The organism is Dolichospermum circinale AWQC310F (assembly GCF_000426925.1).
In the GTDB taxonomy this organism is placed as follows: Bacteria; Cyanobacteriota; Cyanobacteriia; order Cyanobacteriales; family Nostocaceae; genus Dolichospermum; species Dolichospermum circinale.
On sequence record NZ_KE384672.1, the window covers coordinates 83580 to 95098 of the forward strand.

10 protein-coding genes are annotated in these 11519 nt (G+C 36.6%); 6 read left to right on the top strand and 4 right to left on the bottom strand.

Going from position 1 to position 11519, the window contains the following annotated elements:
- Window positions 1–90 precede the first annotated feature (90 nt).
- Window positions 91–414, top strand: a complete 324-nt coding sequence (locus ACIR310F_RS0106870; protein ID WP_028083178.1) for a nucleotidyltransferase domain-containing protein — start codon at window positions 91–93, stop codon at window positions 412–414.
- The gene (locus ACIR310F_RS25340) at window positions 411–548 is read left to right on the top strand and encodes a hypothetical protein (RefSeq protein WP_155963656.1); all 138 of its coding nucleotides are present in this window, start codon (window positions 411–413) and stop codon (window positions 546–548) included. The genes ACIR310F_RS0106870 and ACIR310F_RS25340 overlap by 4 nt, the downstream gene beginning before the upstream one ends.
- Before the next feature lie 39 nt (window positions 549–587).
- Here the strand turns inward: ACIR310F_RS25340 and ACIR310F_RS0106880 are convergent, their stop codons facing one another.
- Both ACIR310F_RS0106880 and ACIR310F_RS0106885 read right to left on the bottom strand, forming a co-directional pair.
- Window positions 588–2105, bottom strand: a complete 1518-nt coding sequence (locus tag ACIR310F_RS0106880; RefSeq protein WP_028083179.1) for a glycine betaine ABC transporter substrate-binding protein — start codon at window positions 2103–2105, stop codon at window positions 588–590.
- A 26-nt stretch (window positions 2106–2131) separates the two neighbouring features.
- Window positions 2132–2899, bottom strand: a complete 768-nt coding sequence (locus tag ACIR310F_RS0106885; RefSeq protein ID WP_028083180.1) for an ATP-binding cassette domain-containing protein — start codon at window positions 2897–2899, stop codon at window positions 2132–2134.
- Window positions 2900–3272: 373 nt separating this feature from the next.
- Here ACIR310F_RS0106885 and ACIR310F_RS0106890 point away from each other — a divergent pair, with 373 nt between their 5' ends.
- The gene (locus ACIR310F_RS0106890; protein ID WP_035367723.1) at window positions 3273–5507 is read left to right on the top strand and encodes an amylo-alpha-1,6-glucosidase; all 2235 of its coding nucleotides are present in this window, start codon (window positions 3273–3275) and stop codon (window positions 5505–5507) included.
- 159 nt (window positions 5508–5666) lie between these two features.
- Here the strand turns inward: ACIR310F_RS0106890 and ACIR310F_RS0106895 are convergent, their stop codons facing one another.
- Window positions 5667–5987 carry a DUF2973 domain-containing protein gene (locus tag ACIR310F_RS0106895; protein WP_028083182.1) on the bottom strand — a complete coding sequence of 107 codons (321 nt, stop codon included), beginning with the start codon at window positions 5985–5987 and terminating at the stop codon, window positions 5667–5669.
- Window positions 5988–6237: 250 nt separating this feature from the next.
- Window positions 6238–6555 (bottom strand): DUF2605 domain-containing protein, encoded by a 318-nt coding sequence (locus tag ACIR310F_RS0106900; protein WP_028083183.1) that lies wholly within the window; start codon window positions 6553–6555, stop codon window positions 6238–6240.
- 358 nt (window positions 6556–6913) lie between these two features.
- On the opposite strand from ACIR310F_RS0106900, the gene thrS reads away from it, so the two are divergent.
- From thrS to ACIR310F_RS25345, 3 genes are all read left to right on the top strand, one after another.
- Window positions 6914–8734: a threonine--tRNA ligase gene (thrS, locus tag ACIR310F_RS0106905; RefSeq protein WP_028083184.1), complete on the top strand. Its 1821-nt coding sequence runs from the start codon at window positions 6914–6916 to the stop codon at window positions 8732–8734.
- Between the two features lie 417 nt (window positions 8735–9151).
- Window positions 9152–9979, top strand: coding sequence for an RNA polymerase sigma factor (locus ACIR310F_RS0106910; RefSeq protein ID WP_155963658.1), 828 nt, complete (start codon window positions 9152–9154; stop codon window positions 9977–9979).
- A gap of 20 nt (window positions 9980–9999) precedes the next feature.
- Window positions 10000–11478 (top strand): tetratricopeptide repeat protein, encoded by a 1479-nt coding sequence (locus ACIR310F_RS25345; RefSeq protein ID WP_071604799.1) that lies wholly within the window; start codon window positions 10000–10002, stop codon window positions 11476–11478.
- Window positions 11479–11519: the final 41 nt, after the last annotated feature.

Genomic DNA, 11519 nt, shown 5'->3' on the forward strand with positions numbered 1-11519 from the left:
TTTGAATTTCAATATGTAAAGCTGATAGCTGGTTGCTAAATACTTACGAACAAACACCAAAAATCTTAACTATAAGGGATGATTTAAGCAATGAACAAATCACAGCTTAATTTGATATTACAAGAAGTTAAACAAGCTTTGCAAAAACTTTATCAAAACCAACTGGAAGCAATTATTTTATATGGTTCTCAAGCGAGGGAAGACGCTCAAGAATTTTCTGATATTGATATTCTGGTTGTTCTGAAATCAGAGATTAATCCCTATCATGAAATTGATAAAACCAGTCAAATAATCTCAAACATTTGTCTAAACAACGATGTTGTTATTTCTCGTCACTTTATCTCTTCAGCAAAGTTTGAAAATGAAAATACTCCCTTTAATTATAATGTCAAAAAAGAAGGTATTTTTCTATGACATCGGAGGAGAAAAAATTTATAAAAAAAGCTAAAGAAAGCTTAATTGATGATACCCTTGAGTTGAGTGAGGAAGATGTGAGAATTTTGATTGAACAAAGCAAAAAATTTATTGAAATTGCCGAGAAAACCTGATCAAAAATATAAAATTTTTGAGAATCAAACATCTGAAAATTATAATTTTTGAGATTTTAACCACTCACTGACAACTTTTTCCACTGGTTGAGATTGATTATCTACTTGATAATTCATCTTTTGGATTTCAGTTGTAGAAACTTTACCTCCTAATTGATTAATGGTATCTCTTAATTCTGGATATTTTTGCAGAATCTCCTCATTAAAAACAGGTACAGCTTCATAAGGTGGAAAATATTTTTTATCATCTTCTAAGATCACCAAGTTTAAGAATGGAATTAAACCGTCTGTAGAATTAGCTGCTATAATGTCTACTTTTTTTGCTTCTAAAGATTTATACATTAATCCTAATTCCATTTGTTGAGGAGATTTGGTAAAATTGAAGTTGTATGTTTTTGCTAACCCCGGATAACCATCTTCTCTATCAATAAATTCATAACCAAATCCTGCGTTCATTTGTGAAGTATATTTAGCAATATCAGAAAGGGTTTTAACTTGCCATTTTTTTGCATCTTCACCGCGAATAATTAAAGCATAGGTATTTTCAAATCCTAAAGGTTTCATCACTGTTAATTTCAAATTCTTATCATAGTATTCTTTGGTTTTTTCATAAACAATTTCAGGATTATTAATCGGTTTTTCCTTTAAAATTGCTGTGAATGCTGTACCCGTATATTCTACATAACCGGCTATTTTTCCCGCTTTAACTGCTTCATGACAAATAAATGTTCCTCCTAAATTAAAACGACGATCTACTTTTAACTTGGTATGATTTTCTATTTGTTGTGCTAATAATTCTCCTAAAATTACTTGTTCTGTGAAATTTTTTGAACCGATAATAATCGTCGCTGGTTTTTGTTGATAGTTAAATGCAATTAATCCAGCTATAATTAAAGTAATTATTCCTAAAATAATCGCAAAATTTGATTTATTCCCTGTTGGTTTAGTCAGGTTTTTTTCTAATAATCCTAAACCAAAATCTGCACTCAAAGCAATTAAAGCTGCGGGTATCGCTCCGGCTAAAATTAATTCATTATTAACTGTCGAAATACCACGAAAAATAAATACTCCTAAACCACCACCACCAATAGCAGCAGCAATAGTAGCAATTCCTACAGATATAACTGTGGCTACTCTCACCCCTGCTAAAATAACTGGTAAAGCTAAAGGAATTTCTACTTTTAATAATAACTGTTTGTCTGTCATTCCCATCCCTATTCCAGCTTCTTTAATAGCAGGATTGATGCTATTAATACCAATATAGGTATTACGAATTATGGGAAGTAAAGCATAAAGAGTTAAAGCAACTATGGCTGGTATTTTACCAATTCCTCCCAAAAATGGCACGGAAATTAAAAAACCAAAGATGGCTAAACTAGGGATAGTTTGAATTGCATTTGCTAAACCCAAAATAGGAGAAGCTAGTTGTGGTTGACGAGTGATAAAAATGCCCACAGGAAGCCCGATAGAAATAGCTATTGTCATAGCTATGATTACTAATATTAAATGTTCTCCACTGTGAAGGATAATTTCTGAACCGTATTGAAATAAAAACATGATTTTATGCTAATTTTATGCTAATTTTAGTTAGTTTTTTCCCAACTTTTCGCTGCATTTAAACAAGCTAAAAAAGCCTGTGCCTCTGGATGTTGAGAACTAAGAAATTCTCTTTTCGTTCCTAATTCGACTAAATTTCCCTCATACATTAAACCAATTCTAGAGGCTAAAAAGAAAGCTTCTTGAATATCATGGGTGACAAAAATCACGGTTTTTCCTAATTGTTGTTGTAAATATTGAAATTGTTGTTGTAATTCCAAACGAGTGATAGGATCAAGTGCGCCAAAAGGTTCATCCATTAATAGGATAGGTGGATCTGCGGCTAAAGCCCTAGCAACTCCCACTCGCTGACGTTGGCCCCCTGATAATTGGTGGGGATAACGTTGAGCAAATTTTTCTGGTTCTAGTCCTACTAAGTTTAACATTTCATAGACTCTATTTTGAATTTTTTGTAGTGGCCATTTTTCTAAAGATGGTACAAGTCCGACATTTTCCGCAATGGTAAAATGAGGAAATAACCCTGTTTCCTGAATGACATAACCTATACGTCTTCGTAATTTGATAGCATCCCAGTTAGTTGTAGATTTTGAACCTACTAAAACTTCTCCTTGGGTGGGTAAAAGTAAATGATTGATTAATTTTAAAGTTGTGGTTTTACCGCTACCACTACGCCCCAATAAAATTAAGGCTTCCCCTTGATAAATACTAATATTTAAGTTAGATAATAGAGGACGGTGATTAATTTCAAAACTGACATTACGAAATTCCACTGCAATTTCTGATGTTGTAGACATAATAGAAGACTCCTAGTCTTTATAATTACACATAGGTTTTTGATTAGGTGAGCTATAAACTAAGTAGAGGTAATTAATGAGTTACATAGTTCTGAGGGTGTGATCATCTTTCTCCAGCTTTTTTATAATTTACATCAGATTTTGTGTCTGAGTAAGTATTCTCTACCTTTAGCATTTCTCAAGGTTTAGCAAGGAAGAAACTCTTGAAAAATAGTCATTTTTCAGGCTTGACTTTTTAGAAAAAAGGTATACATTTAGGAAGATTCATTGTTGTAACGTTAATATTTTCTCCTTTAATTGAACCGCATCAAACTAAACCAATTTACACCTATACAGGTAACTTCAACTAATGATATCAGATAAATTAATAAATATGACTACACCCAGCAAGCTATCAGAAAAAATTGTTTTAGATGGAAAAACATTTATTTCCGCAGAAAAATTACCAATTCCAGAATGGCCTTGTGTTGTCAGTGAAAGACCACAACCAACGCTGACAGTTAAAGATGATGATTTATTTTTGGTGACGGATACTATGGGGAATATTTCTAGTTGTTCCCCAGACGAAAGTAATTCTAGCATGGGGCTGTTTTGTCGTGATACTCGGTTTTTGAGTCGTTTAGAATTACAGATTAATGGGCGATCGCCTGTATTACTGAGTAGCACTACTGACAAGGGTTTTGCTCTATCGGTTTTATGTACAAATCCCAAAATCACAGAGGAGTTAAAACCTGATACAATTGGGATACATCGGGAAATTGTTCTCAATGGCGCACTATTTGAAGAAATAGAAATAGCGAACTATAGTACCACCACCATTAATTTTGAACTAAGTCTCAGCTTTGATGCAGATTTTGTAGATTTATTTGAAGTTCGGGGTCATAGTCGGGAAAAACGGGGACAAATTTTACGTTTAATAGAAAAAAATACAGAACACCAAAAAGAAGAATCCCTGACTCTAGCCTATCAAGGTTTAGATAATTCGATCATGGAATCGCGGATTCAATTCCAACACCGACAACCGGATGATTTTCAAGGTTATACTGCGATTTGGCGGCTAGAATTAGGCTCTCACGAAACCCAAAAGCTCGGTTATCGTTTGAACTTGTTAATTAATCACAATGGTGGTTCAACGGTAAATCCAGCTATTACCTTAGCACAAGCTAAATCTTCGGAGATGATGGAGGAGCAAAGTTGGGTACAACAAATTACCCGCATTAGTTCCGATAAAAGTCTTTTCAATCAAGTTATTGAAAGAGCAGAACAAGATATTTACTTATTACGCCAATCTTTTGGTAAATATAAAACGGTTTCTGCTGGTGTACCTTGGTTTTCAACGTTATTTGGCCGGGATTCTATTATTACCGCTTCCCAAACATTGATGTTAAATTCCCAAATTGCTAAAGAAACATTGATGTTATTAGCTGATTATCAAGGGAAAAACGAAGATGAATGGAAGGAAGAAGAACCAGGAAAAATTTTACACGAATTGCGTTTAGGAGAAATGGCGCGGTGTCAAGAAATTCCCCATACACCCTATTATGGGACAATTGACGCGACTCCATTGTGGTTAATGTTATATGCTGAATACTACGCCTGGACCCATGATCAAGAAACCTTAGAAGCACTTTGGCCGAATGCTTTAGCCGCCATGAATTGGATAGATCGGAATATGCAAAAAACCGGTTATCTTAGTTATTATCGGCGGTCAAAACGTGGTTTAAATAATCAAGGTTGGAAAGATTCTGGTGATTGTATTGTTAACTCAAAAGGAGAATTAGCCACAGGACCAATTTCTCTATGTGAAGTTCAAGCCTATGTCTATGCTGCTAAAGTTAAATTAGCAGAAATTGCGAAAATTAAAAAACAGCTAGATTTAACGGAAATTTGGTTAGAAGAAGCTAGAGATTTAAAAACCCGTTTTAATGAAGATTTTTGGATAGAAGATCAAGATTTTTGTGCTTTAGCTTTAGACGGAGAAGGTAAACCAGTAGATAGTATTACCTCCAACCCTGGACATTGTTTATCTTTAGGAATTTTTCTCCCAGAAAAAGCCTACAGTGTAGCCGAAAGATTACAAGCACCGGATATGTTTAATGGTTGGGGAATTAGAACTTTAAGTAGTTTATCACCGGCTTACAATCCCATGGGTTATCACATTGGTTCAGTCTGGCCTCATGATAATAGTTTAATTGCCATGGGATTAAGAAGTTTAGGTTTAATTGATCAATCCTTGGAATTATTTCAAGGGTTATTTGACATGACTTCCCAGCAACCTTATCAACGACCACCAGAACTATTTTGTGGTTATGAAATGAAAGGTGATAACGCACCAGTACAGTATCCTGTTGCTTGTACACCCCAAGCTTGGGCTACCGGTAGTATCTTTCAATTATTGCAAATGATCGTGAATTTAGTCCCAGACGCGCAAAATAATTGTTTGCGAATTATTGACCCGGCTTTACCAGAATCCATCAATCGTTTATCATTACATAATTTGCGTGTTGGTGGGACTATTTTGGATTTAGAATTTGAGCGTTCTGGTAGCACTACTGCTTGTCGGGTTGCGAAAAAACGCGGTAATCTGCGGGTAGTGATTGAAGCGTAAATAGTTTCAATCAGGATTTACAGGATTTAAAGATCTACAGGATGACGATAAAATACATGATCAATCCTGTTCATCTTTCCATAAGCTGTTACAAACTCAAGAATGTTGTGGTGTGGGCATCTTGTCCGCTAGAATCATACTTATGCAGTAAAGTATTAATCAAGCTCCTTCTGAATGATCAATTCTCTGACTAGGGGAAGATTCATAAAGAGCATCTAACTGTTCTCTCGCATCTTCAACATTAATGGAACGCATTACCAATAAAGGTTCTTTAATTATATTACCAGCACTATCTAACAATTCAGGATGGGGAACATATTGCCTTCTAGCTGCATAATAACCAAAACCACCCGGTGATGATTGGTTGCTAGAATAAGTCCTTTCCCTGTCAAAACTGAACATAATCAAATTCCGAATTAAATTACCAACGGCCATAAATGCCAGAACGGTGAAAGCTAAAATATAGAGTAGGTGTAGCATCGAGTTTTCCTCCAGAATAGCAAGGTTGAGAATGTTTTTTTGTAAAACCTAAACTCCGTAAATAAACTATCTACGGTAAAAGAGAATGTAAAATCCTGTACTTATGCCCCTATGTTATCTAGTGCAATCCTTATATTTAGATTAAGGTAACATGAGAGACATTATTTTTTTATGAAAACAATGTTAAGAATTGTCTAGTATTCTGACGATTTCCAGTTGATTTAGATTGATTTAGATTGTTTTAAAGGCTTTACAATTCCTTTAATTGACCTAAACGCATTCCCACACTCCAACATTCTGTAACTAATTGATGCCAAGGTGTTACAGTTGCCATATCAATTCCCACTTGTTTACCTGTGACTGTAAACAATATCTTAGCCGTGTTGAGTTCATTTTGTGCATTTTCAACTCGTTTTAGTAAGTTAAATTGCTCTTGTTCACTCATGAAAGGGATTTTCTCATTTTCCAGAATTTGCTGATATCGCTCAAACCAATATTGAAAATCCTCTAACAGCGGTTGTAAGACGGCTTCCAGTAAATCAGCATTTGGTAGATTCGATTCCTCCATATATGAGAAGCATATTTCCTAATTTTTTTTATATTAACGTTATTTACGATTCTTAACAATCAGTTCATAACTTCCTATCTGAAAAAATCTGTAACAATACTGTACAAAGCACAATTATATAAATTTGGCAATAGGGTTGTAAAGCTCTTTAGGAGTAACTCTAGATACCTCTAAAGGAAGAAATCAACCTGACAAAAAAAATCATCTGTCCCAAAGAGAGGACTAAAGTCCTGACTAGGAGCTAAGTGGAGTTTTTTGCTAAATTTAGGAGAAACCATAGCCAGTAGACTATTATTTAGTTGTAAAGATATTTTTTGTCAATTCTATTTTTAACACTTCGCCAAAAGTTTAACAGCCAATGTCGCCAAATCAAGAAACCGCACCAGCCGAAAAAATCTATTTACCCCGTACCAGCGAGTCAGAAACATTAAAGAAGATTCGCCACACAGCTTCCCATATAATGGCCATGGCAGTACAAAAGCTGTTTCCCAAAGCGCAAGTCACAATTGGTCCTTGGATTGAAAATGGGTTTTATTATGATTTTGATAGTCCAGAACCCTTCAGCGATAAGGATTTGAAAACCATTCAAAAAGAAATGGTCAAAATTATTAATCGTAAATTACCATTAATTCGGGAAGAGGTTAGCCGTGAGGAAGCACAAGAGCGCATTGAAGCTATTAAAGAACCTTATAAGCTAGAAATTCTGGCCGATATCAAACAAGAACCCATCACAATTTACCATTTAGGAGATCAATGGTGGGATTTGTGCGCTGGTCCTCATGTAGAAAATACCAGCGAAATTAATCCCAAAGCTATAGAATTAGAAAGCGTTGCAGGTGCTTATTGGCGCGGTGATGAAAAAAAAGCTCAATTACAGCGCATTTATGCCACCGCTTGGGAAACTCCCGAACAACTGGCCGAGTACAAACGTCGCAAAGAAGAAGCTTTACGCCGTGACCATCGTAAAATAGGGAAAGAACTAGGATTATTTGTCTTTTCTGATTTAGTTGGACCTGGTTTACCCTTGTGGACTCCCAAAGGGACTTTATTAAGGACAATTTTAGAAGACTTCCTCAAAAAAGAACAGTTAAAACGGGGTTATTTACCTGTTGTTACCCCCCACATTGCCAGAGTTGATTTATTTAAAACATCGGGACACTGGCAGAAATACAAAGAAGATATGTTTCCGTTAATGGCTGAAAATGAGGAAGCGAAAGCCATAGAACAGGGTTTTGTTCTCAAACCAATGAACTGCCCTTTTCATATCCAAATATACAAGAGTGAGTTACGCTCTTATCGGGAATTACCGATGCGGTTGGCAGAATTTGGCACAGTTTACCGTTATGAAAAATCCGGGGAATTGGGTGGTTTAACCAGAGTACGTGGTTTTACTGTTGATGATTCTCATTTATTTGTGACTCCCGAACAGCTAGATAGCGAATTTCTCAATGTTGTGGACTTGATTTTGAGCGTTTTCAAAAGTCTGCAATTAAAGAATTTTAAAGCTAGATTGAGTTTTCGTGACCCAGCCAGTGATAAATATATTGGTGGTGATGAAGTTTGGGATCAAGTAGAAGGCGCAATTCGTCGCGCTGTGCAACAATTAGGAATGGACTATTTTGAAGGAATTGGTGAAGCGGCTTTCTATGGTCCAAAACTCGATTTTATCTTCAGTGATGCTTTAGAAAGAGAATGGCAATTGGGAACTGTGCAAGTAGATTATAATTTACCTGAGCGGTTTGATTTGGAATATGTAGCTGAAGATGGTTCGCGTAAACGTCCAGTAATGATCCACCGCGCTCCCTTTGGCTCGTTAGAGCGGTTAATAGGGATCTTGATTGAAGAGTACGCAGGTGATTTCCCGTTATGGTTAGCACCTGTGCAAATTAGGTTATTACCCGTAGGTGATTTGCAGTTAGATTTTAGTAAAGAGGTGGCTGCGAAGATGGTTGCATTCGGTATTCGTGCGGAAGTGGACACCAGTGGCGATCGCTTGGGTAAGTTAATTCGCAACGCAGAGAAGGATAAAATCCCCGTAATGGCTGTAATAGGTGCGAAGGAAGTAGAAACCAACAGCTTGAGTATTCGTACCCGCGCTTCTGGGGAATTGGGAGCGATATCTGTAGATGAAGTTGTAAGTAAAGTCACGGAAGCAATTACTAACTTTAGTAATTTCTAAAAAAGTAGGCTGGGTAAATTTGTCGTTCCCAGTCTCTAGACTGGGAATACAATATCAGAAGTAGTCAAAGTCGTCTAAGTAGGTTGGGTAGAACGAAGTGAAACCCAACACCAGGTGAATTTCTCAATCATACTGCATATTAGCATTAGGGTGGGGTAAAGATTATGCGGGCAAGATGCCCGCACCACAAGATTTTTATCATGAATATCTATACCTCATAATATCGTAAACTACTGAATTAGGACAATAATTGTTACATTGCATTAATACTCCTTAGTAGTAGCTTGTTTTGTTGTACAAATCAACAGGAAACTTTAAAAAAGTTATCAAAAAATCTTTGACATGAAAAAGTAAATTAAAGTATACTCGAATAGTAGGGTACAAATACTATTACTAGGGTTATCAATAGTGAGTATTATGTCACATATCCAAGAGAACAGACAACAAAAAACTTTCTCTTTAGCAGAGACAAAAACTGGAAATCCTTTACCATTACAAAGGAAATTCAGTGCTTCAACTGAAAATAATTGTCACTATTTTTGGCAATTATGGCAATCACATCAAGGTTATCTTTACAACTGTTGTTTAAAATGGCTGGATGGTAATTCTCATGATGCGGAAGATGTAGTAAATCACGCAATGCTCAAAGCCTGGAATCAATGGATACAATCTACAAATGACATTAGACATCCTAAATCGTGGTTAGCTCAAATTACTTATAACTGCTGTATAGATTTCCGTCGAAAACGTCAACGAGAATCTGCAAAAATTGATAATATTGACGATATGCAACTTGCAGATCATCCAGCACTTACTTCTAATTTATCACTTCCTGAATCTCAGCTTTTGAATGTGGAAATGGCCGCATATCTCAAGTATAAAATAGCATCTTTACCTGATAGATTGCGCTATCCTTTGATTTTACATTGTTGTCAAAACAAATCCTATGGAGATATTGCTAAACAACTCACCATTTCTGAAGAGAATGTTCGTAAATGTATTCAAAAAGCGCGGCAGATTCTACGAAAGCAGTTAAAGAAATATCTTGCAGGGGAAGATAACACTGTTTTTGATTACTTTTTACCATTAAACACCGTGATTCCCATGGTAGAAGAATTAGAATCTGAGCAAATATCGAATCATGATTGGGAATCATCAATACCTACAAAAAGCCAACAGCAAGAAATTAATTACAAAGTAACTTTAATATGCCTGGAATCCCTATCACATCATTGGTGGAATTGACTCAGCCATCTGGGCTAAAGATGAATGTTCAGTTATTTACAGCAGCAAAATCAGCCAGACAACAGCAGAAAATTATCACTTTAAACAAGTACATTGAAAAATATCCTCAAGGATGGAAAAAAAGATTAGAATTAGCTGATTTGCTTTACGAAATAGGAAACTGGTCACAAGCCATTATCGAATATAATCAAGTAATTGAACGACAACCTCAACTACTTGATGTGCATCTAAAATTGGCAAAGATATTGCAGTTAATGGGACAAGAAAAGGAGGCTTTACAAACCTATGATACAGCCCTATTTTTGTCTGAACATCCAGTAACTCAGCATTATATACAAGGATTGATTGCAACTTGCAAAGGTGACAATGAAAAAGCTCTCACAGCCTTTAATTTAGCCATAAATTCAGAACCTGATCAAGTATTTCACCGACTGGCTTTGTCACAGGTATATCAAAATGTAGAAGATCCCCTGGGTATTATCCGCACCCTAGAGCCGGTTTTAGTAATTAATCCAGATGATGTTATGTCCCTGATTTACAGCTATGATGCCCTGATGGTGGTGGGGGATATACAAACGGCGAAAGAGAGGTTTAACAGCCTTATAGCCCTAGCTGGTGATGATTTTCGAGTAATACAACGACAAATTGATCAACGTTTGCTGGCGAGAATGGTATCCGGTGAAGAGGGGAAAATCACTAAAAAAATGATTACCTCCTTACTAGGAACAATTCCCCATAGTGTTGAAGTCCATAAGTCCTTAGCCTACTATCACATTTTACGAGGGGATTGGGCGCAAGGGGTGAAGGTATTAGCCAAATTTACCACCGAATGCCCCAATTATCCTTACGGTTGGTATTATTATGGGCGGTGCTTATTTCACACAGGGGAATACCAGCAAGGGGCGGAAATGATGGAGAAAGCGTATTATCTGTATCCCCATGACCGGGAAATTTATCGGAGGTTGTGTGAAATTTTACCCTTTGCACCTGATCCAGTGAAGAGTAAAACGATTCTTGCTTCCATAGTGGAGGAGATGTTAACGCGCTTTCCTGAATGCTGGAGTATGTGGACGACTGCGGGGCGGGTATTGGTGGAACATTTTCAAGATATTGAACGGGGTTGTCAGGTTTCTCAACAGGGGACAAAACTACAACCTCTGTTAGCGGATACTTGGTTACATCATGGACAGGTGTTGATTTTGGCTCGTCAATATCGGGAAGCCGTGGAAGCCTTAAAAAAGGCATGGGAGCTTTTACCAGATGCAGGTTATTTGCAATCCGTACCGGCGGCGTTTTGGTTGGGGGAAAGTTATCGAGTTTTGAAGAATGCTAAGGCTAGTAAACGGTGGTGGGAGGTAGCTGCTCAAGGATGTCAGGAGTTGAGGTTATTTAACCCAGCCATGGCTGATTACTGGTTAGGGAGGGTGATGATGGGTTTGGGGGATAAGTCGGGGGCTAGACAGGCTTATACAGCAGGGGGTTTTCATTCTCCGAGGTAAAGAAGAAAAGAATAGTGATCTTTTCTTGATAAAATCAAAAA

Coding starts and splice junctions, on each gene's coding strand:
- ACIR310F_RS25340 (WP_155963656.1), top strand. CDS start 411: ATGACATCGGAGGAGAAAAAATTTATAAAAAAAGCTAAAGAAAGCTTA.
- ACIR310F_RS0106895 (WP_028083182.1), bottom strand. CDS start 5,987: ATGCTACACCTACTCTATATTTTAGCTTTCACCGTTCTGGCATTTATG.
- ACIR310F_RS25345 (WP_071604799.1), top strand. CDS start 10,000: ATGAATGTTCAGTTATTTACAGCAGCAAAATCAGCCAGACAACAGCAG.
- thrS (WP_028083184.1), top strand. CDS start 6,914: ATGTCGCCAAATCAAGAAACCGCACCAGCCGAAAAAATCTATTTACCC.
- ACIR310F_RS0106870 (WP_028083178.1), top strand. CDS start 91: ATGAACAAATCACAGCTTAATTTGATATTACAAGAAGTTAAACAAGCT.
- ACIR310F_RS0106900 (WP_028083183.1), bottom strand. CDS start 6,555: ATGGAGGAATCGAATCTACCAAATGCTGATTTACTGGAAGCCGTCTTA.
- ACIR310F_RS0106880 (WP_028083179.1), bottom strand. CDS start 2,105: ATGTTTTTATTTCAATACGGTTCAGAAATTATCCTTCACAGTGGAGAA.
- ACIR310F_RS0106910 (WP_155963658.1), top strand. CDS start 9,152: ATGTCACATATCCAAGAGAACAGACAACAAAAAACTTTCTCTTTAGCA.
- ACIR310F_RS0106890 (WP_035367723.1), top strand. CDS start 3,273: ATGACTACACCCAGCAAGCTATCAGAAAAAATTGTTTTAGATGGAAAA.
- ACIR310F_RS0106885 (WP_028083180.1), bottom strand. CDS start 2,899: ATGTCTACAACATCAGAAATTGCAGTGGAATTTCGTAATGTCAGTTTT.